The sequence below is a fragment of the Tropicimonas sp. S265A genome (assembly GCF_049800835.1).
In the GTDB taxonomy this organism is placed as follows: domain Bacteria; phylum Pseudomonadota; class Alphaproteobacteria; order Rhodobacterales; family Rhodobacteraceae; genus Dinoroseobacter.
The window spans coordinates 73,672-95,089 of record NZ_JBNAFU010000005.1; the positions used below are offsets into that span (position 1 = coordinate 73,672).

Annotated in this window: 23 protein-coding genes; 8 read left to right on the top strand and 15 right to left on the bottom strand. The window is 63.5% G+C overall.

Going from position 1 to position 21,418, the window contains the following annotated elements:
• Positions 1-61: 61 nt before the first annotated feature.
• The 4 genes from ACP15N_RS13365 to ACP15N_RS13380 all read right to left on the bottom strand — a co-directional run bounded on the left by ACP15N_RS13365 (position 62) and on the right by ACP15N_RS13380 (position 4,991).
• Positions 62-949, bottom strand: coding sequence for an alpha/beta fold hydrolase (locus tag ACP15N_RS13365; RefSeq protein WP_425092809.1), 888 nt, complete (start codon positions 947-949; stop codon positions 62-64).
• Positions 946-1,458, bottom strand: coding sequence for a DUF1643 domain-containing protein (locus tag ACP15N_RS13370; protein ID WP_425092810.1), 513 nt, complete (start codon positions 1,456-1,458; stop codon positions 946-948). The genes ACP15N_RS13365 and ACP15N_RS13370 overlap by 4 nt, the downstream gene beginning before the upstream one ends.
• Before the next feature lie 49 nt (positions 1,459-1,507).
• Positions 1,508-2,944 (bottom strand): tannase/feruloyl esterase family alpha/beta hydrolase, encoded by a 1,437-nt coding sequence (locus tag ACP15N_RS13375; protein ID WP_425092811.1) that lies wholly within the window; start codon positions 2,942-2,944, stop codon positions 1,508-1,510.
• A gap of 157 nt (positions 2,945-3,101) precedes the next feature.
• Positions 3,102-4,991 carry a PhoX family protein gene (locus tag ACP15N_RS13380; RefSeq protein ID WP_425092812.1) on the bottom strand — a complete coding sequence of 630 codons (1,890 nt, stop codon included), beginning with the start codon at positions 4,989-4,991 and terminating at the stop codon, positions 3,102-3,104.
• 193 nt (positions 4,992-5,184) lie between these two features.
• Here ACP15N_RS13380 and ACP15N_RS13385 point away from each other — a divergent pair, with 193 nt between their 5' ends.
• Positions 5,185-6,069 carry a glycosyltransferase family 2 protein gene (locus ACP15N_RS13385; protein WP_425092813.1) on the top strand — a complete coding sequence of 295 codons (885 nt, stop codon included), beginning with the start codon at positions 5,185-5,187 and terminating at the stop codon, positions 6,067-6,069.
• Positions 6,070-6,101: 32 nt separating this feature from the next.
• Here the strand turns inward: ACP15N_RS13385 and ACP15N_RS13390 are convergent, their stop codons facing one another.
• Complete coding sequence (locus ACP15N_RS13390) at positions 6,102-7,322, bottom strand: glycerate kinase type-2 family protein (RefSeq protein ID WP_425092814.1); 1,221 nt, start codon at positions 7,320-7,322, stop codon at positions 6,102-6,104.
• A 20-nt stretch (positions 7,323-7,342) separates the two neighbouring features.
• Positions 7,343-8,227, bottom strand: coding sequence for an NAD(P)-dependent oxidoreductase (locus ACP15N_RS13395; protein WP_425092815.1), 885 nt, complete (start codon positions 8,225-8,227; stop codon positions 7,343-7,345).
• A 131-nt stretch (positions 8,228-8,358) separates the two neighbouring features.
• Here ACP15N_RS13395 and ACP15N_RS13400 point away from each other — a divergent pair, with 131 nt between their 5' ends.
• Positions 8,359-9,135, top strand: a complete 777-nt coding sequence (locus tag ACP15N_RS13400) for a FadR/GntR family transcriptional regulator (RefSeq protein WP_425092816.1) — start codon at positions 8,359-8,361, stop codon at positions 9,133-9,135.
• 21 nt (positions 9,136-9,156) lie between these two features.
• On the opposite strand, the gene denD is transcribed toward ACP15N_RS13400, so the two are convergent.
• The 6 genes from denD to ACP15N_RS13430 all read right to left on the bottom strand — a co-directional run bounded on the left by denD (position 9,157) and on the right by ACP15N_RS13430 (position 13,182).
• Entirely contained in the window at positions 9,157-10,110 is a 954-nt protein-coding gene (gene denD / locus ACP15N_RS13405; protein WP_425092817.1) for a D-erythronate dehydrogenase, read from the bottom strand.
• A complete protein-coding gene (gene otnI, locus ACP15N_RS13410) occupies positions 10,110-10,898 on the bottom strand; it encodes a 2-oxo-tetronate isomerase (RefSeq protein WP_425092818.1) in 789 nt (262 codons plus the stop codon). Before otnI ends, denD begins: the two co-directional genes overlap by 1 nt.
• A 71-nt stretch (positions 10,899-10,969) precedes the next feature.
• A complete protein-coding gene (gene cobO / locus ACP15N_RS13415) occupies positions 10,970-11,584 on the bottom strand; it encodes a cob(I)yrinic acid a,c-diamide adenosyltransferase (RefSeq protein ID WP_425092819.1) in 615 nt (204 codons plus the stop codon).
• 10 nt (positions 11,585-11,594) lie between these two features.
• On the bottom strand, positions 11,595-12,311 hold the full coding sequence (locus ACP15N_RS13420; protein ID WP_425092820.1) for an LrgB family protein: 717 nt from the start codon (positions 12,309-12,311) through the stop codon (positions 11,595-11,597).
• Positions 12,304-12,660, bottom strand: coding sequence for a CidA/LrgA family protein (locus tag ACP15N_RS13425; protein WP_425092821.1), 357 nt, complete (start codon positions 12,658-12,660; stop codon positions 12,304-12,306). The genes ACP15N_RS13420 and ACP15N_RS13425 overlap by 8 nt, the downstream gene beginning before the upstream one ends.
• 51 nt (positions 12,661-12,711) lie before the next feature.
• Positions 12,712-13,182, bottom strand: a complete 471-nt coding sequence (locus ACP15N_RS13430; protein ID WP_425092822.1) for a hypothetical protein — start codon at positions 13,180-13,182, stop codon at positions 12,712-12,714.
• A gap of 365 nt (positions 13,183-13,547) precedes the next feature.
• Between ACP15N_RS13430 and ACP15N_RS13435 the strand changes: the two genes are divergently transcribed.
• Entirely contained in the window at positions 13,548-14,108 is a 561-nt protein-coding gene (locus ACP15N_RS13435) for an NADPH-dependent FMN reductase (protein ID WP_425092823.1), read from the top strand.
• Here ACP15N_RS13435 and ACP15N_RS13440 read toward each other — a convergent pair.
• Together ACP15N_RS13440 and ACP15N_RS13445 are read right to left on the bottom strand one after the other, a co-directional pair.
• Positions 14,095-14,823, bottom strand: a complete 729-nt coding sequence (locus ACP15N_RS13440; RefSeq protein WP_425092824.1) for a TSUP family transporter — start codon at positions 14,821-14,823, stop codon at positions 14,095-14,097. The genes ACP15N_RS13435 and ACP15N_RS13440 overlap by 14 nt on opposite strands.
• On the bottom strand, positions 14,820-15,872 hold the full coding sequence (locus ACP15N_RS13445; RefSeq protein WP_425092978.1) for an NAD(P)/FAD-dependent oxidoreductase: 1,053 nt from the start codon (positions 15,870-15,872) through the stop codon (positions 14,820-14,822). Before ACP15N_RS13445 ends, ACP15N_RS13440 begins: the two co-directional genes overlap by 4 nt.
• 63 nt (positions 15,873-15,935) lie before the next feature.
• Here ACP15N_RS13445 and mnmD point away from each other — a divergent pair, with 63 nt between their 5' ends.
• Positions 15,936-16,613, top strand: a complete 678-nt coding sequence (gene mnmD, locus ACP15N_RS13450; RefSeq protein ID WP_425092825.1) for a tRNA (5-methylaminomethyl-2-thiouridine)(34)-methyltransferase MnmD — start codon at positions 15,936-15,938, stop codon at positions 16,611-16,613.
• Positions 16,610-17,482 carry a DMT family transporter gene (locus ACP15N_RS13455; RefSeq protein WP_425092826.1) on the top strand — a complete coding sequence of 291 codons (873 nt, stop codon included), beginning with the start codon at positions 16,610-16,612 and terminating at the stop codon, positions 17,480-17,482. Before mnmD ends, ACP15N_RS13455 begins: the two co-directional genes overlap by 4 nt.
• 9 nt (positions 17,483-17,491) lie before the next feature.
• Here the strand turns inward: ACP15N_RS13455 and ACP15N_RS13460 are convergent, their stop codons facing one another.
• Positions 17,492-19,426 carry a transglycosylase SLT domain-containing protein gene (locus tag ACP15N_RS13460; RefSeq protein ID WP_425092827.1) on the bottom strand — a complete coding sequence of 645 codons (1,935 nt, stop codon included), beginning with the start codon at positions 19,424-19,426 and terminating at the stop codon, positions 17,492-17,494.
• Between the two features lie 153 nt (positions 19,427-19,579).
• On the opposite strand from ACP15N_RS13460, the gene dapA reads away from it, so the two are divergent.
• The 3 genes from dapA to tsaA are packed head-to-tail and all read left to right on the top strand — an operon-like array spanning position 19,580 to position 21,390.
• Positions 19,580-20,455, top strand: coding sequence for a 4-hydroxy-tetrahydrodipicolinate synthase (dapA, locus tag ACP15N_RS13465; protein ID WP_425092828.1), 876 nt, complete (start codon positions 19,580-19,582; stop codon positions 20,453-20,455).
• Complete coding sequence (locus ACP15N_RS13470; protein ID WP_425092829.1) at positions 20,424-20,909, top strand: GNAT family N-acetyltransferase; 486 nt, start codon at positions 20,424-20,426, stop codon at positions 20,907-20,909. The genes dapA and ACP15N_RS13470 overlap by 32 nt, the downstream gene beginning before the upstream one ends.
• Entirely contained in the window at positions 20,902-21,390 is a 489-nt protein-coding gene (gene tsaA / locus ACP15N_RS13475; protein ID WP_425092830.1) for a tRNA (N6-threonylcarbamoyladenosine(37)-N6)-methyltransferase TrmO, read from the top strand. The genes ACP15N_RS13470 and tsaA overlap by 8 nt, the downstream gene beginning before the upstream one ends.
• Positions 21,391-21,418 lie beyond the last annotated feature (28 nt).

Sequence of the window (21,418 nt, forward strand, 5' to 3'; positions counted from 1 at the left end):
AAACCGTCCGCGCCGCACAATCGCGCGGAGAATTGAACAGCGCGGAACGGGAAAAACCGCGTCAGCCTGCCTTAAAAAACGGCAGAAACGTCGCAATAACGTCTTCGGGGGCTTCCTCCATGGCGAAGTGGCCGGAAACGCAGGACCTGTCCTGCACCTGCTCAGCCCAGTCGCGCCAATGTCCCGCGGCATCACCGGAATGCGCCGGGAACCCCCGTTCCGCCCACAAGTACATCAATGGGGCCGTTATCTTGCGCCTTGCCTCCATGTCCGCCTCGTCAATTGCGCGGTCGATGGTCGCCCCGGCACGATAGTCAGCGCACATCGCATGGATCCGAGCAGGGTCGCGGGCCTGAGCCCGATACGCCTCCAGAGCATGTTTCGGGAACACATCGAGGGATTTTTCAAGCGTCCAACTGCGCAGCGTCCAGTCGATATACCCGACGGGGTCGGCGGCAATCAGTTTCTCGGGCAAGGGTACGGGCTGGGCCAGAAAGGTCCAGTGATAGGCTTTCATGGCCAATTTCGCATCCCATGCCGCCCAGAACGTGCCGGTCGGGACAATCTCGATGATGCCCAACCGCCGCAGGCGGTCCGGGTGGTCCAGCGCGAAGCGATAGGCCACGCGCCCACCGCGATCATGGCCCAGAATATGCGCCCGGCCGATCCCGAGCGCATCCATCAGCCCCGCGATGTCCCGCGCCATGGTGCGCTTGGAGTAGGTGGTGTGCTCGGCGTCATCGACCGGCGCGTCACTGTCGCCGTAGCCGCGCAGGTCGGGGATGATCACGTCGAATTGCGCCGCAAGCGCCGGAGCCACCCGCGACCAACAGGCATGGTTCTGCGGATACCCATGCAGCAGGATCAACGGTGCCCCCTTGCCCGCACGGTGGACCGACAATCGTACGCCGTTGGTCTGTACGAAACTTTGCGAGAATCCGTCGATCATGGCGTGTTCCAGGGTTCGGGCTGTTGCGTGTAAGCGATGTAGAGCGGGTGCTTTGGGTGCCCGTGCTTCGACAGACCCAGATGGGTCAGCGGACGCCCGGTGGCCCGCATCAGCGCCTCCACCTGCGGACCTCGCCCTCTGTGTTCGCCATGCGTGCCCCAGGCGCACACGATGGTATCGGCCCAGGTGCACCCCTCCAGGATGGCAGCATCGTTTTCCGGTCCGACGGGGTCGGCAGCCTTGCGCATGTCGCGCGGGTCCGTCGCGCGCCATGCGAATATGTTGCATACCCGGAACGCGCCGAACCCAAGCGCCCGCGCGCGGCGTTCGCACCGTTCCACCGTCGGGTCGTTCTGGACCTCTGTCGCGGTCGAGGGGTTGAGCATGACGAACAGAACCTTGCGGCCCGCCGGATCCCACGTCCGGGTCAGGGTGTAGCGGTAATTCTCGCATCGCGAGTACACGGCGACGGAGGGCGCGTCGCCTTTCTGGTGCGTACGGGTAATCATGAACCGTCTTGTCGCCTGGCCCGCGATGTGACGCAAGCCGGGCGCGGGATTACTGGCCAGCCATGATGCTGGTCGGCGCGACCCCGGCGTTCAGCCAGGCTTCGAGCGGGGTCATCGGGTCAAGGCCCGCCTGCGCCAGCCCGTCCGCACGGGGAAGAATACCGCAATGGTCCAGTCCCGGGATCATGAAGAGCGCCACGTTTTCTTTCAGCGCGTCTTCGCCGCCCGCAGCCTCGGCGGCGGCGTCATACCAGTCCACCGTCTTGTAGGGCGTGACGATCGCATCCGCCCAGCCGTGCCAGATGATCATCTTGCCCCCCGCCTCGCGGAAGGCCGAGATGTCCGGGTTATCGGCGTTGTAGAACCCCGATGACTGGCCCATGCGCCCTGGATCGACGTCGAAGTCGAAATCTGCGGCGGTCCATCCGGCGCCGGGATCGTGGTCGAACGCCATGTAGCGCCCGAAATTGGTGACAAAAGCGTTGACCAGTTTGCCACCGCCCTGCCCATTGCCGGTCAGCCAGAGCCACCAGAACGGCTCCGATCCGGCCGGAACACCACCGGGGTAGAGTTGCTCTCCGGCGCTGTTCACAGGGCCCTGTCGCCACCGGTCGATGACCGACAATTCCGCCGGTGTCAGGCAGTCTTCGCCTTCCTCACCCACGCACTGGAGCGCGCTGAGGTCAGCCTCGCACTGGCGCGGATCGTCGATCAGCCCGTCATCCTTGCCATCGAGCGCGTCGCATTGCGCCATGACCGCCTCGCCGATCAGGGCTTCCTTGCCGGGCATCAGGATCTGACTGCCATCTCGGGCGGTATTGGCCTGCATCAGCCAAGCCATTTTCGTCGCGACAAGCCCGGTATAGTCCATCGCCGGAGCGCCTGCGATGATGCCATCGAACATCTCCGGGAACCGTTCCGCCGCCATGTGCGCCATGCGCCCCCCCGTGGAACAGCCCTGAAAAATGGCCTGTTCGGAGGTGCCACCATAGAAAGCCCCGATCATGGCATGGGCCACGCGGTGGGTCTCAGAGATCGAGCGATACCCCCAGTCGCGTTCGGCCGCCGGGTTGTTGTAGGCCCAGGCCGCATCCACGACGCTGAGCCCGTGGTGCCCACTGTCGGACGTGGCGGTCGCATAGCCCCTCTCCAGCCCGGGCCTCATCGCGTTGATCCAGCCCGCCGCAGCATCGGCACGACCCAGAACACCGCAAAATCCGCCGCAGCCAGCCTGATAGTACTTGCCGTTCCACCCCTCCATCGGCAATCGCACCTCGATCGAGATCGCAGGAAGCGCCGTCGCGCGCACCTCGCAATAGGCCGGGAGCGGATCGACCGCGTCCACCACATTGGCGGAGGCCACGAACCCGCCGGAGATCGACATGTTCGCCAGCGCCGCGCAACTTGCCGCATCCTGCGCTGCGGCCTGCCCGGCAGCCAGCCCCCCGAACGCCGTCGCTGCTAGAAAAAAAGAGAGTGGTTTCATCAAAAATGCTCCTCCAGACACCCTGCCCGTCTTCCGGGTCATGCCCAGTGTTGCGAGGGCGGATCGGAATGAAAAGACCGTTCTGCGCGTTGCACGTAAACCGGCAAAGAAAGGGGGCGCGCCAAGGCACGCCCCGATACTCGCAACACACTGACTGTTAGCCGACGAGGCCACCATCCTCACGTTTGATCGCGACGATGGCAGACCGTGGCAGGTCACCTTCCGCACCCGGGAAGAAACCGCCCGGATGCTGGATGCCCACAAACATGGTCCGACGATCGGCCGACCACGTCAGACCTGTTACTTCGGAGCCCTGCGGGCCGGTCATGAACCGCTCGATCTGGCCAGTGACAGGGTCGCCCGCCAGCATCTGGTTGTTGCCGTGGCCTTCGAAGTCGCCTTCGTTGTCGTCGTTGCCGTCGGTCTGGATCCACACGAGCCCGGCACTGTCGAACTGCATCCCGTCCGGAGAGTTGAACAGGTTGCCCTCGTTGATATTTGCCGAGCCTGCATAGGCGTCGTCATGGACCGTCGGGTTGCCCGCCATCACGTAAAGATCCCACGTGAAGTCATCTGCCGTGTGATCATCGTTTGCCGGGAACCAGCGCACGATCTGACCATAGTGGTTTTCGGCCCGCGGGTTCGGCCCGTTGACGGAGGTGTCGTCACCCCCGGCGTTGGGTTTGACGCCCCGGTTGCGGTTGTTGGTCAGGCAGCAATAGCCTTCGACCGCGACAGGGTTCACGGCGATCCACTCAGGGCGGTCCATCGTGGTCGCGCCGACGGCAGAGCCTGCCATACGGCTGTAGACAAGGATTTCGGCCTCGGCCATGCCGGTCGCTTCGGGCGTCAGCGCGATCCACGCGCCGGTGCCGTCATCGTTGAACTTGGCCACGTACAGCTGACCATCATCCAAAAGGGTAGAGGTGTCGCCGCCCGGTACGTACACACCGTTGGAGACATACTTGTACATGAACTCGCCGCGCTCGTCGTCGCCCATGTAGACGACCACACGGCCATCGGGTGCTACGGCGGAAGCCGCGTTCTCATGCTTGAAACGGCCCAGAGCGGTGCGCTTTACAGGTGTCGAGGTTGCATCGGCGGGATCGATCTCAACGATCCAGCCAGCGCGGTGCGGTTCGTTCGGGTTCTTCGAGATGTCGAACCGCTCGTCGAAATTCTCGTAGCCGTAGCGGCTTTCGAGGTTGATGCCGTAGCGTACGAAATCCGCCGGACGCTCGAACCCTTCGTCGGTGGAGCCGAAATAGCCGTTGAAGTTCTCTTCGCAGGTCAGATACGTGCCCCACGGCGTGCGGCCCGAGCCGCAGTTGTTGAACGTACCCAGGGACTCCGTACCAGTAGGATCGGCAGCGGTCTTGAGCAGGTCAGACCCGGCAGCGGGGCCGGAAATGCGCATCGGCGTGTTGTGCGTGATGCGGCGGTTGAACGGGCTGTCGACCACAACGGACCAGCCATCGGCGGTTTCGGCAACTTCGAACACCGCGACGCCTTGCAGGTTTTGCAGCTTGAGCGTGTCCGCGGCCGACCCGGCCTTGCCGTCGACATGCCCGGGAATGTTGGTCTTCGTGTTGGCGTATTCGTGGTTCACGGCCAGCACCTGCTTGTCGCCAATCAGGAACAGTTCCATCCCGTCGGTGTTCTCGCCAAAGGCCCGAGCAGTGTTTTCCGCGTCGAGACCACCATTCGCATGATCAAACTCGGGCACACCCGAGAACAGCGGATCACCCCACTGAACCAGCACTTCCCATGTGTAACCCTCGGGCACGTGCACGGTGAAATCTGTCTGGATCGGGATCGGCTTGAAGGCAAAGCGGGACGACGCCGTCATCGCCTCAGCAGAAGTGGACCCCAGAAGGCCCGTGCCCATCGCGGCGGCACCGGATCCGAACACCATCAGTCCGCTTAGGAAGCCGCGGCGCGACATGGCGCGTTCCACGACCGCGTCGAACTCGTTGTCCTCGCTGCGGGGGTCTTTCAACTCGTCCCACTCGTCCCAAGACAATTCTGTTGTGTCGATATCTTTCATGGTAACCCTCTCTGTCGGAATACTGCGTGCAGAAATATGCACGTGGCTCGCGTGCGATACCGGGCGGAGGTCACGGGTACATAAAGGTCGTGTTACAGAACTGTGACGATCACACGTGGATGCGGAAATACGCCACCTCGCCCCGACCGCTGCCTTGGAATAGGCGGGGTGACTATAGCACACTGAGACAGAAATGCAGACAGACAACCGCGCGTCCTACGATATCACCCTCGTCACCGTCACACACAACTCGATGGCCGTTCTGCCCGACATGCTGGCCAGCGTGCCGAAGGGGGTGAAGGTTGTAATCGTCGACAATGCATCGGACGCGGCGGCGCTCAGCAAACTCAGGCAGCTGACTGCCGCACGCGGGGCAACACTCTTGGAAAACAAGGAAAACAAGGGGTTTGGCGTCGCGTGCAATCAGGGCGCAGCCGGGGCTGAGACCGCATACTTGCTGTTTCTGAACCCCGACGCACGGCTCGGGGCCGGGGCCCTGGAAGCGTTTCTCGAAGGGGCGGCACGATACCCGGACGCGTCGGCCTTCAACCCGCGCATTTCGAATGCGGACGGGACGCCCTACTTCAAGCGCAGCAGCGTTTTGTTGCCCGCGGGCGCCAGCCTGCCGCGGGGGTGGCCCGCGCAGGACAGGGAGGTGCCCATCCTTACCGGAGCCGCGCTTTTTGTGCGGCGTGAGGGTTTCGAAACCGTCGGTGGCTTCGACCCTGCAATTTTTCTGTTTCACGAGGATGATGATCTTGCCTTGCGCCTGAAACGGACATGCGGCCCGTTGATGTTTCTGCGTGATGCCGAGGTGACACACGCAAGTGGCACCTCGTCGAGACGCACAGCCGCATCCGCTGGGTTCAAGGCATATCACATGGGCATGTCGCGGGTTTACGCAGTACGCAAGCATGATGTTCCGGGGGAGCCGCGCGCCGCGTTCAGACAAGCCCTACTCAAGATGATGTCGCCCGAAAACCTGTTGTCGCGGCGGCGTCGGGCAAAGAATTACGGGTTCTTGCGGGGCGTCCTGCGGGAAACACGCACGCCATTACTGGGGCGTCGCGAGATATAGGTCTAGGCGTCTGGTTGGTGTTTCAGGACCACTTACTGGATCAGCACTGCCCGGAAATCGTTCACATTGGTGTGCGTCGGCCCCGAGACGACCAGACCGCCCGCTTTTTCGAAGAAGGAAAACGCGTCATGGCTGTCCAGATAGGCACGGGCGTCCAGTTCGGCAGCGGCCACGCGCGGGATCCAAAGGGCCCCGGCGTTGCTCTCGGACCCGTCAATCCCGTCCGTATCGCAGGCAATCGCGGAGATATCAGGCCCCGCATGCAGGCCAAATGATAGCAGAAACTCCGAATTGCGCCCCCCACGACCTGGTTTCGTCTTGACCGTGACGGTCGTTTCCCCTCCCGAGAGCAGAACGGCAGGTGCGCTGATCGGTGCACCGTGGGTCAGCGCTGAACGGGCGATGCCCGCCATCACGATGCCCAGCTCGCGCGCTTCGCCTTCAAGCGCATCGCCCAGGATCATCGGCGTAATGCCGGCCGCCCGCGCGGCCTCTGCAGCGGCTTCGAGGGCCTGTCGCGGTGCCGCTATGACATGGCACGCCGACGCCGCAAACGCCGGGTGTCCGGGATCGGGGGTTTCAGAGGCCGGCGTTTGCAGAAATGCCGCCACCGCATCCGACACATCCAGATGATACCGGGCCAGAATGGCCCGCGCGTCTGTCGCCGTTGTCGGGTCCGGCACGGTGGGACCCGAAGCGATTGTGGCCGGATCGTCCCCTGGTACATCCGAGATCGTCAGCGTGACCGTCCTTGCAGGCCATGCTGCAACAGTCAGCCGACCGCCTTTGGTCGCGCTCAGATGCTTGCGCACGCAGTTCATTTCATCAATCGCCGCCCCGCAGGACAGAAGCGCCTTGTTGATCGCCTGTTTATCCTCAAGGGTCAGGCCGTCGCCCGGGGCGGCCATGAGCGCCGACCCGCCGCCCGAGATCAGGCACAAGGCAAGATCGCCTTCACGCAGACCCGATACCAGTTGCAGAATGCGCCGTGCCGCAGCCTCGCCCGGCGCATCCGGAACGGGATGCCGCGCCTCCACAATCTCGATCCCTTCGGTTGGCAGGGCGCTGCCATAGGGCACGATCACGATGCCCTCGCAGGGTCCCCAGGCTGCCTCCACCGCTTGCGCCATCTTGGCAGAGGCCTTGCCTGCCCCGACGACCACGACGCGTCCTGCCGGTTTTTCCGGCAGGAACCTTGGCACTGCAATGGCAGGGTCAGCCGCCGACACCGCCGCATCAAAGAGATGCCGCAAAAAGGGCTCCGGGTCGGAGATCAAATCTCCTGGCCCTTCATCTTGCGAAACCGCTGGATCAGGCTGGAGGTGTCCCAACGTCCTCCACCCATTTGCTGCACTTCGGCATAGAACTGGTCGACCAGTGCCGCGACAGGCAGCGACACACCCATGGACTGCGCCTGATCAAGCGCAATGCCCAAATCCTTGCGCATCCAGTCGACGGCGAAGCCGTGGTTGAACTCGTTGTCGATCATCGTTTCGTTACGGTTTGCCAATTGCCAGGATCCGCCTGCGCCCTGCGCGACGAGCTGCGCCACTTTCTTGGCATCCAGCCCGGCCTCCATCGCGAAAAACAAGCCTTCGGATATCGACTGGACCAAACCCGCGATGCAAAGCTGGTTGACCATCTTGGTCAACTGACCTGCGCCCGCGTCACCGAAATGGGATGTGGCCTTGGCATAGGCGTCCATGATTGGAACAGCGGCGTCGTAATCGGCCAGTGCACCGCCACACATGATCGCAAGCTGGCCGTTTTCGGCCCCAGCCTGCCCGCCCGAGACGGGCGCGTCTACGAACCCGATGCCCTTTTCGGCGCACGCAGCAGCAATCTCGCGCGCCACGTCAGCGGACGCGGTCGTGTGATCGATCAAGGTCGCGCCGGACGACATGTCCGCGAGCACGCCGGCCTCACCAAAGACAACAGACCGCAGATCATCATCGTTTCCCACACAGGTCATCACGAAGTCCGCGCCCGCCGCAGCCTCGCGTGGGGTCGCGGCATGCGAACCACCATGCTGCGCCGCCCAGGCCTCGGCTTTTGATGTGGTGCGGTTATAGACAGTGACGTCATGCCCTGCCGACGCGAGATGCCCGGCCATTGGAAACCCCATGACACCAAGGCCAATGAATGCGGTTTTCGCCATCTTTTGTGTCCTCCCTCAGACATGCGGGGCAACTGACCCATTTTGCCTGACAATCTAACAATAATACAAAGCGGGTTCCAGTGTGTATTTTTACCGCCTATGATGATCGCGAGTGTAGCACGGGATACGCCATGTTCGACCCTATTCCACAAACCCCGCGGTATCGATTGGTTGCCGAGGCCCTGATCGCAAGGATCGAGGATGGAAGCCTGCCCGCGGGCAAGAAACTTCCCCCAGACCGCGTGCTTGTAGAAAGTCTGGGGGTCAGTCGCGCCACCCTGCGCGAGGCGCTTATCGCTTTGGAAGTAATGGGGCATATCGAAACGCGGTTCGGCGCAGGCGCCTTCGTAACCGAAGCGACGCCGGAGCAAACACCGACCGAGGCTCCTGACGCGCCTCTTGAAACTGCAGGCATGGCCCACGGCCCGTTTGAAACGCTGGAAGCACGCAGACTGATCGAAGGGGAACTTGCCGCTTTGGCGGCTGAGCAGACGACACCTGCGCAACTCGACAAACTCTGGGATGCGGTCCACCGGATGGAGACCGCATCGCGTTGGGACGCACAGGCCGACGAGGCTTTTCATGCGACAATTGCCGAAGCCGCAGGAAACGCCGTCCTCGCGGGTCTGGCCGCACGGTTCTGGGGCGGGCGCACCCAGGACCCGCTGTGGTCATTTCTGGAAGACTCGGTCGAGGACGCGAACCGTAGACCCGCTCTTGTGGCCAAACACGAGGCGATCATCGAGGCCCTGACCGAAGGCGATGCAGACGCGGCGCGTGAAGCCATGCATCGGCATCTGGACAGTTTTGCCGAGACCTTGCTCGATACCCTCGACAGCCCGTCACAGGAAAGCGCAGAGGCGATTGCGTACCGGCGTCTACAGACGGGTTGTCGCTCGACGGCCTGATTGCCTGACAATCTTGCCCAATCACGCCATCTTCCCAAACTGCCCGACGTATTCCCGGATCACGTCGTCGATCCCTTCGTTCACCGGAAACCCAAGCCTGGTTGCCGTCACCGTATCAAACGCTTGCGGCCAGGACTGCACGATCCGCGCGATCTCGGGGCGATCCACGCGGACGACACGGGCCCGTGCCTCTGGACCGGCTTCGGCTTCGAGCGCGTCCAGCATCTCGGCGACACTGACCGAAATACCCCTGAGATTCAGCACGGGATGCGGCTTCAGACTGGCCCAGTCGAGCGCACCCGTGTGGGCCAGCCCGGCGACGCTGACATCCGGTGACGCGATCCAGACCCGTGTGGCCTCGTCGACGGGCAACTCTGCGGTCTGACCGGCCAACGGCTCCCTCAGGATGCCAGACAGAAAGCCACTTGCCGCAGCATTGGGCGCGCCGGGGCGAATGGATACCGTCGGCAAGCGTACGGAGGTACCGCGCACGAAGCCCTTGCGCGTGTAATCCGCCACAAGCAGTTCCGCCATCGCCTTCTGCACACCGTAGCTGGATGCAGGGCGCAAAACGAAGTCCTCCGGTACGCTATCGGGAAACGGGGGACCATAGACCGCCAGCGATGACGAAAAGACCAGCCGGGGCGCCGTCCGGAGCCCGCGCAGGCCCTCAAGCAAGGCACGGGTCAGATCAAGGTTGACCGTATAGCCCAGATCGAATTCCGCCTCGGCCTGGCCGGATACCACCGCGGCCAGATGAAAAACCATGTCCGGCTCCGTCGAGATCAACTCGTCCAGGGCAACCGGATCGGTCAGGTCGAGCCCGTGGCACACGCAAGGAAGTCCCGCGACGGGCTGCGGTTTTACCAGATCGACCAATGTCAGACGTGTCGCGCCCGGCACAGCTCCACCGTCGACCGCCCGGGCAAGCTTGGCGCCCAGCATTCCGGCCGCCCCAAGGATCATCACGTGCATCAGGACGCCTTCAGGTAAGGATCAGCCCAGCCAAGCCCTGCCAGAGTACCCGCCGCCGGGGTATACTCGCACCCGATCCACCCGTCATATCCCAAGCCGTCCAGCATCAGCAGCGGGTCGGGAAACCCCATATCGCCCGTGCCCGGCTCGTGCCTGTCCGGGGTATCGGCGATCTGAACGTGTTTGGTTATGGGCATGAGGGTGCGCAGACGATCTTCGCTTACGCCTTCCATGATTTGCATGTGAAACAGGTCAAGCTGCAAACCGAGGCAGGGTTTGTCGATCATGTGGAGGATCGCCTCAGCCGCCTGCGTAGTGGCCAGAGCATAGCCCGGCATGGTCACCTTCGTGTTGATCGGTTCGATCAGGATCATGCGGCCTGCAGCCTCTGCCGTTTCGGCAGCCAACGTCAGATTGTCACGGTAGACATTCCAACTTTTCATTGGGTTGGACCCTTCGGGCAGGATCCCAGCCATCGCATGCAGGCGCGGGCAGTCCAGTGCATCCGCGTATTCCAGCGCAAGGCCGAGGCCGGCGCGAAACTCGTCTTCGCGGCCCGGGATGGCTGCCATACCACGGTCCCCGGCGTCCCAATCCCCAGGTGGCAGATTAAACAGCGCCTGCTCGACCCCGGCGGCCTCCTTGGCACGCGCCACGTCCTCGGGCGTGTGGTCATAGGGGAACAGGAACTCAACCCCCGTAAACCCTGCCTCAGCTGCCGCGGCGAACCGGTCCAGAAAAGGCAGTTCGGTGAAAAGCATGGTCAGATTTGCAGCCAGTCGCGACATCGAAGCCCCCTCTTTCCCGAAATCCTAACGCACCCCTGTAAAAAGGAAATACGCTGCCGACATCCGAAAACCTAGAATTCCACGCCTTGCTGCGCCTTGATGCCAGAGCGGAACGGATGCTTGATCAGTTCCATCTCGGTGACGAGGTCGGCCAGTTCGATCAACTCGTCCTTGGCGTTGCGCCCGGTCAGAACCACGTGGGTCATTTCTGGTTTCTCGTCGCGCAGGAACGCGACCACGTCATTCACGTCGAGGTAATCGTAGCGCAGGGCTATGTTGATCTCGTCCAGCAGCACCATGCGCATCTTCGGATCCCGGATCAACTCTTTGGCCTTCACCCAGGCGGCCTGCGCCATCTCGATATCCCGGTCCTTGTCCTGCGTTTCCCAGGTAAATCCTTCACCCATGGTGTGGAAGGCACAGGCGTCCTGGAAATGGCTGAGGATCAGATCGCGTTCTCCGGTGCTCATACCGCCCTTGATGAACTGGACGACAGAGCAAGGCATCCCGTGTGCGATGCAGCGAAAGATCATGCCGAACGCGGAGGAGGACTTCCCCTTGCCCTTGCCGGTATGGACGATCACCAACCCCTTTTCGCCAGTCTTGGTCGCCATGATCTTGTCGCGCGCGGCTTTCTTCTTGGCCATCTTCGCGTTGTGGCGATCTGAGTCCGAATGCTCTGTCATGTCCCCTCCGTCAGAAAAACAACCCGATGATCAGCGGCGCGAGCACGGCTGTCAGCACCGCGTTTACGCCCATCCCGATCCCCGCAAAAGCCCCTGCCGTTTCGTTCACCTGAAACGCGCGGGCGGTTCCGATACCGTGGGCGGCAACGCCGGTGGCAAAGCCACGCGCGCGCCAGTCCTTTATCCGCAGCAGGTTCAAAAGTGGCGTGACGAAGACGGCACCGATAATCCCCGTCAGGATGACCAGGACCGCCGTCAGTGTGGGCAACCCGCCAATGGCCTGCGAAATCCCGAGTGCGACGGGAGCGGTCGCGGATTTGGGCGCAAGCGACAAGAGCACATCGCCGCGCAGCCCGAAGGCCCAGCCAAGGGCGAGGGCCGACCCCATTGCCGTCACCGACCCGGCCACAAGGGCCGCAGCCATAGGCACGGCGGTTTTCCGAACCTGCCCGAGGTTTGACCAAAGCGGCACTGCCAGCGCCACTGTCGCCGGTCCAAGCATGAAATGGACGAATTGTGCGCCTTCGAAATACGTCTGATAGGGTGTCCGGGTGGCCCACAGAACGAGGGCCAACAAGGCCACCGCGATCAGAACCGGGTTGACCAATGGGCGCCGGCCGGACGCTTTGAAAAGCGCGTCCCCCGCCAGATAGGCGGCCAGCGTGGCGGTCAGCCACAAGAGCGGCTCCGACGCAAGGTACACCCAGATTTCCGTCAGTTCACTCATCCGCGCCGCTTCCCGTCAGACGCGCGACGCCAACGAACACCAAGGCCCCGACCACGATGGCCAGCAGGGTCGACAGGACCAGCGCCGCCAGAAGCGGCCCTGCATTCGCGCCAAGGACGTCAAGATGCGCCACGACACCGACACCCGCAGGCACGAAGAGGAGCGACAGGTGCGACAGCAATCCGCTTGCCGTTCCGCGCACGACGTCCGCAAGTCTTGGAAACACCAGCAGAGCGACGAGCAGAAATACCAGCCCCAGCACAGGACCGGGGATCAGCAGCCCCAAGCTCCGCGCGGTGACCTCGCCCGCCAATTGCGCAACGAGAAGGATGAGAACCGCTAAAATCATGTTGCGCCACCCTAGCCGAGAGGCACCGCGACGCAAGGCGGGAAACGCTGCCTAGCAGCGCGAATACATATGCGCCCAGAACGCGCGGTTCGGCATCGGATCGTCCGCGTGCACCTGCTTGAGGTAAACGCCTCCGACCCGATAGGCCTCGACCTCTCCCTGGGCGGGGCACAGGTAACTGTCCGCCACACCCGACACGTGTTGCACATGGTGAACCAGTTCATGCAACAACATCTCGCGGAACAACGGATTGTCGTACGCGTCATCACCGTCGGCAGCCCCCGGCACGAGGTCCGCGTCAAGAATGTAGACGCGCCCATGCGGGCCTTCCTCGATCGAATAGAGCGCCTGAATACGCTCATCGACACCCTTCGCGGGCATAAGTTGCGGGGCATCAGTGTAGTATTCGGCGGTCAGTTCCTGAGGCGTCATCTCGATCACCTCGGGCAACGGCATTCCTGTGGTGTCGTATGCGGTGTTCGCACTGATCCACAACATCAAAGCAGCCAAAACTTCGTTCATCGTAACGCTCACTTCGTCTGGGGCGACCGGTCGAACCGCCGATTTGCAACAGCCCCGAGCCGAGTAAGAACCGCGCGGGGAAGAGGTCCCTCCTGCAAAAAGGATTAGGACTAAAGTCGTAGACGGCAACGGTGGCGGGGCGGCAGGTGTGTCGTTCCCGCGTCACCGGTCCCACAAGGTCGCGCACGTGCGCAGGCGGTGCCCGAAAACCGCGCAAAGGCGCTTCAATCCTGCGCAAACTGGCATCACGTCCGCAAAACCGTTCGGATCGATTGACACCCGTGACCGCGCTGCAAACCGTGCTACTTGCGCGAAAGACATGACCGGCACCCATGCCGACAACGGATCAGCAGGAGACATCGCCAATGCCACCAATCAAACTTCTCGGTATGTCCGGCTCGCTGCGCGCAGGCTCATTCAACACCCAGCTGATGCGCGAGGGCGCCCGGTACTTCGCCGCCGATGAGTTCGTCGAAGCCAGTTTGCGCCTTCCGCTCTATGACGGCGACCTCGAAGCGGCTGATGGCATTCCGGCAGAGGTACAGACCCTGTCGGACCAGATTGCCGCCGCCGATGCGGTGATCATCGCGTCGCCCGAATACAATCAAAGCCTGACAGGTGTCCTGAAGAATGCACTGGACTGGGTGAGCCGCACCGAAAGCAAGCCGTGGGCGGACAAACCCGTGGCTATTGTGGCCGCGGCAGCGGGGCGCGCCGGGGGCGCCCGGGGGGCATATGCGCTGAGACTGGCGATGATGCCTTTCGCGGCCCATGTGCTGCCCGGGCCTGAGGTTCTGGTGGCTGCCGCGTTCAAGGAATTCGACGAGGCCGGGCAGTTGAAGACCGATAGTTACAGCGAGCTTCTGAAAAAGCTGATGAGCGACCTGCGTGCCATCGCCGAACAGAACGCGGCTAGAGCTGCCTGATCAGCAATGTGGTGGCAGCAAGTGCAGCGAGGCCAAGAGCCCAGGGCCGGATCGCGGCCCGCGCAACGCGTGCCGACAACGGACGGGCGACCAGCAGTCCAAATCCCACTGCAGGGAGCATCAGTCCGGCAAATACAAGCGCGTTGACCGTCAACAGGCCGTACCACCCAAGTGCCAGGACGCTGACAACCATACCCCAGAAGAAAAACGTGTTCTGCATGGCCGTGGACCGTCGCTGTGTCTCATGCTGGTACAGCAGCGCCATTGGCGGTGCCCCGACACCGGTCAGCGTCGCCATCAGGCCCGCTACAGTGCCTGCGGAGAACAGGCTGACCGACGTGATCGCCACACGGACCCCGATCAGGGAAAGCCCGATGCCAAGATACACCATTCCCGCGATTATTGGCCCAATCGCCTCCGGCGCGGGAAGACGCGCCGCCAGCGACGCCGCAATGACGGCCCCAAGCGCGCGACCGGCAAACCCCGGGGGAAGCTCGGGCAAGGCGATGGCCTTGGGGTCGACCGAAACTGACCCGATCCCGACAGCGATTCCCAGGAACAACAGCGCGGCGGGCAGGACCTCGGGGGCAACGAGTGCAATGACCGGGGCGGCGAGCATCCCGAGACCCTGCCCCGCGAGCCGCTGCACGAGTGTTCCCGCAAGCACTGCGGCGAACGAAACGGCCAGCACGGTTGCTTCGAACCCATAAATCACGGCGCGGGGACTTTGGGCAGGCTCGCCTCGGGTCGGAAATCCTCGGGAATGCGATCATCCCCCTCCAAGATCAGATCAGCCATCATTTCTGCCGCCGCGGGGGCGATACCGAACCCGATCTTGAACCCACCATTGGCGATGAACCTGTCGGTGCGCAGCGGATGCACGCCGAGCATCGGCGCACGCGACCGCGCACGCGGGCGCACGCCGGCCCACCGGGTAAGAACGGCGGCGTGACGCAACGCGGGAACCGCCTGCCGCGCCTTATCGAGCAAGGCATCGAGCTGCGCGTCGGTGGTATCGGGGGTCTCGTAGCTGCGCTCGGACGTTGACCCGATAGCCACCGTGCCATCCGTGTGGGGCACGATATGCAGCCCGTCCAGAAAAAGCTGCGGCAAGGCCCGCGCGTCGAAATCCAGAACAGCGCCCTGCCCTTTTACACCGTTGCCCACCTGTGCTGAAAAGGCGGATGACAGCTCCAGCAGACCGTCAACGCCTGTCGCCTCCACCACTGCGCCCTGCACGGCGCCCCTGCGCACGACCTCGGCACCACGGGCGGTCAGAGCGGTCGCCATGGCCGCACAGGCCCGCCGCGGATGCAACCGCGCGGACAAGGTGTCGTGGATCGCAAAACCCGTCGGCGTCGGCGCAAGCCAGCCTGCAAAGTCCCGATCCGGCACCACGTGCCATCGGGCACGACCTTGCCAGAGTGCCCCGGCTCCGGTTGCCCGCGCACGCGCAAGATCCAGCGCCCGCGCATCGGCAATCGCCTGTACGCGACCCAGGCGTGCATAGCCCGGGTCCTGCCCTGTTTCTTCGGCGATCCGGGTCCACCATGCTTCCGCCAGCAGAAGGCTTTCCAACTGCAACTGCTTCTTGGGGTTCCAATTCTCGGGCGTATGCGGGGCCAGCGCCCCCACGATGCCCCCGGACGCACCCGAACCTACACCACCCGGGTCTATGACCCGCACTCGGGCGCCACGCAAGGTACAGGCCCAGGCGACGGACAGACCGAAAATTCCGGCCCCCAGAACGGTCACTTCTGCGATTGCCAATCCCGAACTCCTTGCCCATGCTCGCGTGCGTTTGACCCCGACTTAGGACGGAACCGGATGAAAGGCCAAGAGGCTGATCTGACCTGGACCCCACAGGGCGTGCCGATATCGCGCCGCTTCGAGGATCCCTATTTCTCCATGGCGGACGGACTGTCCGAAACGCGCCACGTCTTTCTGCGCGGCAATGGTTTGCCGAAGCGCTTCGCCAATGCCGCCCCGCACCATGTTGCGGAACTTGGTTTCGGCACCGGGTTGACGCTGGCCGTGATGCGCGCGGCGCATCGCGATGCCGGGCTGACCCCGCGCTTTCGCTTCACCAGTTTCGAGGCGTTTCCGATGCCTGTCCCGGCCATGCGAGAGGCGCTCGCACATTTTTCGGAGATCGCCGCAGAGATTGATGACGTTCTGGACGTTCTGGCCTCTGGCGGCACCAGATGGAGCGCGCCGGATCTGGACTTCGAGCTGATCCGGGGTGACGCGCGCAAAACCTTGCCTGATTGGCCGGGCACCGCGCAGTCGTGGTGCCTTGATGGGTTCTCGCCCGCCAAGAACCCCGAGCTTTGGGACCCTGCACTGCTGCAAGCCGTGGCAGATCACACCGCACCGGGCGGACGGTTTGCGACCTACACGGCGGCGGGGCATGTGCGCCGCGCCCTTGCTGCGGCTGGGTTCGAGGTGTCACGTGTCCCGGGCTTCGGGCGCAAACGGCACATGAGCGTCGGGCGCTTGCGATGACCGAACAGAACACACGTCTTGGCATCCTTCTGATGGTGGCCGCCACGATGGTATTCACCATTCAGGACGGACTCTCGCGGCATCTGGGGGCGTCATACAATGTCCTGATGGTCGTGATGATCCGGTACTGGTTTTTCGCAGCCTTCGTGATGGCGCTGGCCGCGCGCGCGCCGGGTGGACTGCGCGCCGCCGCGCGAACATCTCAGCCCTGGTTGCAGGTTTTCCGGGCGGTTCTGCTAGTGGTCGAGATTTGCATCATGGTCGTGGCCTTCGTGGTTCTGGGGCTGGTGGAAACTCATGCGGTGTTCGTCTGCTATCCGCTGCTGATCGCTGCACTGAGTGGCCCCTTGCTGGGCGAGCGCGTCGGCTGGCGCCGCTGGAGCGCGATCGCGATCGGTTTCGTCGGCGTGCTGATCATCCTGCAACCGGGCAGCGGCGTGTTTCAGCCGGCCGCGCTGATCCCGCTTGCAGCGGCATTCTGCTTTGCGCTCTATGGCCTGCTGACCCGCTATGCCGCTCGCAAGGATGATGCGGCCACCAGCTTTTTCTGGACCGGTGCCGCCGGAGGTGTCGCCATCACTCTTGTCGGCATCTGGTTCTGGGAACCGATGGCCCCACGCGACTGGATCTGGATGGGGGCGCTCTGCCTGTCCGGCGCCCTTGGCCACTGGCTTCTGATCAAATGCTATGACGTCTCCGAGGCATCGGCCGTACAGCCCTTTGCCTATCTGCAACTTGTCTGGGCCTCCGCCCTCGGACTGACGCTTTTCGACGAGACTTTGCGCAGCAATGTCGTGCTTGGCGCCGGGTTGGTGATCGCTGCCGGGCTTTTCACCCTTTGGAGGGAGCGGCAGACCGCGAAACCGTGAATGGCGCGGTCAGCGCGCCGTCAGCCGCTCGACCACGTTCCAGGGACCGACCTCGCCGGCCAGGCGCATGCCGTATACCCCCCGGCTCTCGGCCACGCGCATCACATAGCTGCGCGTCTCGCGGAACGGGATATGTTCGATCCAGTCGACGATCTGGTCCTCGGACATTCCGCGGGGGTCACCGAACCTGTCCGGCCAGGACCGCGCACGACCGGGCCCGGCATTGTAGCCGATTGCGATCAGCGTCAGGTTTTCCCCGAAATCACCGATCAGCCGCGCCAGATAGGCGGACCCGAACCGCGCGTTCTGCGCAGGATCGGTCAACAGACGACCGAGGTCATATGGCTCCCCCAAAGCCCGCGCCATTTCCTTCGCAGTACCCGGCATGAGCTGCATCATGCCCCGCGCTCCCGCAGGGGAAATCACCACCGGATCAAACTCGCTTTCGCGCCGGGCTACGGCAAGGGCAAGCGCGCGGCTGACCGGCAGGTCGTCGCCCAGAGGTGCGATCGGGTGATAGGGCCGGTGCAGGATATCACCACGCCCAGCAGCGTATTTGGCAAGGCGCAGCGCGATGTGAAACTCGCCCGCGTCGAGCGTGTACTGCGCAAGGCTGCCAATCTCCTCGGCGGTCAGGCGCTCTGCAAGATGGCGGAAGAAACGCTCTGCAAGATCGCGCTCACCTTCCTTCATCAATGCGTCCCCGGCGGCAAAAATTGTGCTCTTGGCGTAGGGGGTGCTCGTCCAGCCCGGATAACTCTCGCGTCCGATCACGGCAGGGTCGGTGGGCAGCCCCGCGCGCTCTGCCGCGAGTTGGCCGTAAAACGATGTCTGGTACTCTGCCGCGAAAGCATACGCCGCGCGGGCATCTTCGGTCCGGCCCAGCGCCTCCAGCGCCCGGCCTTCCCAGTAGCCTGCACGCCCCAACGATATGGGCGTGAAGACCGCGCCGCGGAACCGCCGGAAATGTGCAAGCGCGGCCTCCGGATCATCAAGCTTGCGCAGCGCCAGAAACCCCGACAGCCACTCCAGATCCGCGAAGTGCCGCCCCTCGGTCAGGAAATGCTTAGACGCCAGTTCGTAAGCAGCGCGGTTCTTGTCGTCGCGCATGAAATCCCGGGCGATCCCGCGACGCCGATTGGCCCATTCCTCTGGCCGGCCAAGCGATGCGGAGGAGGTCGACCGCGCAGCGAGGATTTCAGCCGCGCTCTCGAACCGCCCCTTCCGCGCCCGCCATTGAAACCGCTCGTAAGCCAGCCCCGCATCCGCGGAGAGGGACGACGGCACGCGGGCGATCAACCCATCCACGCCGGGTGCCGCGGTGCGCAGGGCGATGCGCGCCTCGGCCAGGCGGCGCCAGCCTTCCGGCACGAGGTCGAACATCCGACGCGCAGCCGTGGTACGCCCGTTCCAGAGCAGCATATCAAGCCGCTCCACATTGTGCGGGGTAACCTCGTTCCAGTAATCGCGCAGGATCGCGGTAAACTCGCTCTCGCTCAGGGTCATGGTCTTCCACGCCTCGACGATCACGGCCTCAGCTCCGGCAAGATCGCCCCGGGACCGCAATGCAGCCGCCAGACGCAAGGCCCCCGTGCCCGTTTGGGGAGCCGCCGCTGCGAAGTACGCGATCACATCACCCGCCAACGCATTGGTCGGGATCACCCCTTCGCCCGCGCGCCGCAGCAGGGGCAGACCGGGCCAATCCGGGTTGCGGGCGAGGAAGTCGCGGTAAAAAGACCATTCCCCCTTGCCCGCGCGCAGGCTGGTCCAGGACACCACATCGCGCTGTTCGGTCGGCAGTCTTAGCGACAGGCGTTGCGCCTGCGTCCAATCCCCGCCGCGCGCCGCCTGCAGGGCGTCCGACAGCTGGCCCGCGGTGGCCGTCAGCACAGACAGCATCAGGCAGACCGCTGCGGGGCCGAGAATTCGGGCAATGGGGGTCATTGATCTGCTCCTGTCCTGCGCGCCCAACAGATAGGGTGCGCGCTGCGCCTACGGCAAGGTTTCTCTGCCCGCCCTCTTGCCTTGACCCCAAAGCAGAGAGTATCCGCCGAATGCAAATCAAAAGTTCACGCCACAAGCCAAGGAGGCGCCATCATGTTCAAAGGGTCAATGCCAGCACTGGTCACACCTATGAAAGACGGCGCCGTTGACTACAAGACGCTCGAAGCGCTGGTGGAATGGCATGTCAACGAAGGGTCGCACGGGCTTGTTCCCGTGGGCACCACCGGCGAAAGCCCAACGCTCAGCCACGAAGAACACGAGGCTGTGATTGCCCGCGTGGTCGACGTGACCGCGGGCCGTGTGCCGGTGATCGCGGGTGCCGGGTCGAACAACACGAGAGAGGCCGTGCGATTTGTCGAATACGCCGCCGCCGTCGGAGCGACGGGATCGTTGGTGGTCACGCCTTATTACAACAAGCCGACACAGGCCGGGATGATCGCGCATTATACCACGCTGGCGCAGGCCACCGACCTGCCGATGATCATCTACAACATCCCGGGGCGGTCCGTCGTGGACATGACCCCTGAGACGATGGCGGAGCTTGCCAAGCTGCCCACCATCGTCGGCGTCAAGGACGCAACCGGCGATATCGTGCGCGTGTCTCAGACCCGTGCTGCCTGCGGACAGGAGTTCATCCAGCTTTCGGGCGAGGATGCCTCGGCCCTGGGGTTCAATGCGCACGGGGGCGTTGGCTGCATCTCGGTCACGGCAAACGTCGCGCCCAAACTCTGTGCCCAGTTTCAGGAGGCGACGCTTGCGGGTGATTATGCCACCGCGCTGACCCTTCAGGACAAGTTGATGCCCTTACATACGGCGATCTTCCTTGAACCCGGGCTGGTTGGCGCGAAGTATGCGCTTAGCCTGCTGGGGCTGTGCGGGACCGAAGTTCGCTCCCCCTTGCTGGAACTGACGGACGGGGTCAAACAGGCCATCAAAGATGCCATGGCGCACGCAGACTTGCTCAGCTGATCTGAAAATCCGGCCCGCGCGCCCGCGCGATCACGCTGCCCTTACAGCGCTCTGGCGCCGCGCGGTTTCCGCGTCGCACAGGTATCTGGGCGCGCGTCGCCTGGTTGAGGAGGAAACGGCTGTCTCCACGGTCTACTTGCCCGCCTGTGAGGTCTGGATCGCGGAGGCCGACGGTCCGGTCGGGTTTCTTGCCCTGCGCCCCGGAGGCGAGGTTGCCGGGCTGTTCGTGGATCCCGTCGCGCAACGCAAGGGCGTTGGCTGGTCTTTGCTCGACCATGTCCAGGCCGGAGCAACACTGCACCTTGAAGTCGCCGCCCCGAACTTTGCCGCAAGGGCATTCTACGCGCACTACGGTTTTCGCGAAGTGTCGCGGCGCCACGACCCCGATCTCGATGAGGAGCTTTTGCACATGCGTCTTTCAAGCCCCGGTCCCGAGGTATCCACTGATGGGTGACCCAAGACCCGGCGAGACTGTATTGCCGTTCGATCCGGCGAACAGTGCCGACGACACCGTAGCCTTTATCGGCACGATCCGCTCTCCCTGGGGCAAGGAAGACTGCCCCAAGAACATCGGGCGCGCACGTGAAACCGGTCAGGGCGCGCATATCGAACTGACAGAGGGCTACGGACCCGGATTGCAGGGGTTGTCGGTCGGTCAGGCGATTGTCCTGCTCTATTGGATGGACCGAACCCGCCGCGATATCATCGTGCAGCGCCCGCGTCATGTGGATGGACCGCGCGGTGTCTTTGCCTTGCGCTCCCCGGCGCGGCCCAACCCGATTGCAATGTGTACGGTCCGCATCACGGAGCTCGATCCCGAAGCCGGTCGGATTGGAATCGATGCAATTGACGTCTACGATGGGACGCCCCTTGTCGATCTGAAACCATGGCTGGAAACGGTCGATATCCCGCCCGCGGCCAAAGACCCCTTGTAGACACCGTCCATCGGCCTGATATGTGAAC

What these genes read in the sequence shown, in the direction of transcription:
- ACP15N_RS13365 (WP_425092809.1), bottom strand. Translation starts at nt 949, where the DNA reads ATGATCGACGGATTCTCGCAAAGTTTCGTACAGACCAACGGCGTACGA.
- ACP15N_RS13370 (WP_425092810.1), bottom strand. Translation starts at nt 1,458, where the DNA reads ATGATTACCCGTACGCACCAGAAAGGCGACGCGCCCTCCGTCGCCGTG.
- ACP15N_RS13375 (WP_425092811.1), bottom strand. Translation starts at nt 2,944, where the DNA reads ATGAAACCACTCTCTTTTTTTCTAGCAGCGACGGCGTTCGGGGGGCTG.
- ACP15N_RS13380 (WP_425092812.1), bottom strand. Translation starts at nt 4,991, where the DNA reads ATGAAAGATATCGACACAACAGAATTGTCTTGGGACGAGTGGGACGAG.
- ACP15N_RS13385 (WP_425092813.1), top strand. Translation starts at nt 5,185, where the DNA reads ATGCAGACAGACAACCGCGCGTCCTACGATATCACCCTCGTCACCGTC.
- ACP15N_RS13395 (WP_425092815.1), bottom strand. Translation starts at nt 8,227, where the DNA reads ATGGCGAAAACCGCATTCATTGGCCTTGGTGTCATGGGGTTTCCAATG.
- ACP15N_RS13400 (WP_425092816.1), top strand. Translation starts at nt 8,359, where the DNA reads ATGTTCGACCCTATTCCACAAACCCCGCGGTATCGATTGGTTGCCGAG.
- denD (WP_425092817.1), bottom strand. Translation starts at nt 10,110, where the DNA reads ATGCACGTGATGATCCTTGGGGCGGCCGGAATGCTGGGCGCCAAGCTT.
- otnI (WP_425092818.1), bottom strand. Translation starts at nt 10,898, where the DNA reads ATGTCGCGACTGGCTGCAAATCTGACCATGCTTTTCACCGAACTGCCT.
- cobO (WP_425092819.1), bottom strand. Translation starts at nt 11,584, where the DNA reads ATGACAGAGCATTCGGACTCAGATCGCCACAACGCGAAGATGGCCAAG.
- ACP15N_RS13420 (WP_425092820.1), bottom strand. Translation starts at nt 12,311, where the DNA reads ATGAGTGAACTGACGGAAATCTGGGTGTACCTTGCGTCGGAGCCGCTC.
- ACP15N_RS13425 (WP_425092821.1), bottom strand. Translation starts at nt 12,660, where the DNA reads ATGATTTTAGCGGTTCTCATCCTTCTCGTTGCGCAATTGGCGGGCGAG.
- ACP15N_RS13430 (WP_425092822.1), bottom strand. Translation starts at nt 13,182, where the DNA reads ATGAACGAAGTTTTGGCTGCTTTGATGTTGTGGATCAGTGCGAACACC.
- ACP15N_RS13435 (WP_425092823.1), top strand. Translation starts at nt 13,548, where the DNA reads ATGCCACCAATCAAACTTCTCGGTATGTCCGGCTCGCTGCGCGCAGGC.
- mnmD (WP_425092825.1), top strand. Translation starts at nt 15,936, where the DNA reads ATGAAAGGCCAAGAGGCTGATCTGACCTGGACCCCACAGGGCGTGCCG.
- ACP15N_RS13455 (WP_425092826.1), top strand. Translation starts at nt 16,610, where the DNA reads ATGACCGAACAGAACACACGTCTTGGCATCCTTCTGATGGTGGCCGCC.
- ACP15N_RS13460 (WP_425092827.1), bottom strand. Translation starts at nt 19,426, where the DNA reads ATGACCCCCATTGCCCGAATTCTCGGCCCCGCAGCGGTCTGCCTGATG.
- dapA (WP_425092828.1), top strand. Translation starts at nt 19,580, where the DNA reads ATGTTCAAAGGGTCAATGCCAGCACTGGTCACACCTATGAAAGACGGC.
- ACP15N_RS13470 (WP_425092829.1), top strand. Translation starts at nt 20,424, where the DNA reads ATGCCATGGCGCACGCAGACTTGCTCAGCTGATCTGAAAATCCGGCCC.
- tsaA (WP_425092830.1), top strand. Translation starts at nt 20,902, where the DNA reads ATGGGTGACCCAAGACCCGGCGAGACTGTATTGCCGTTCGATCCGGCG.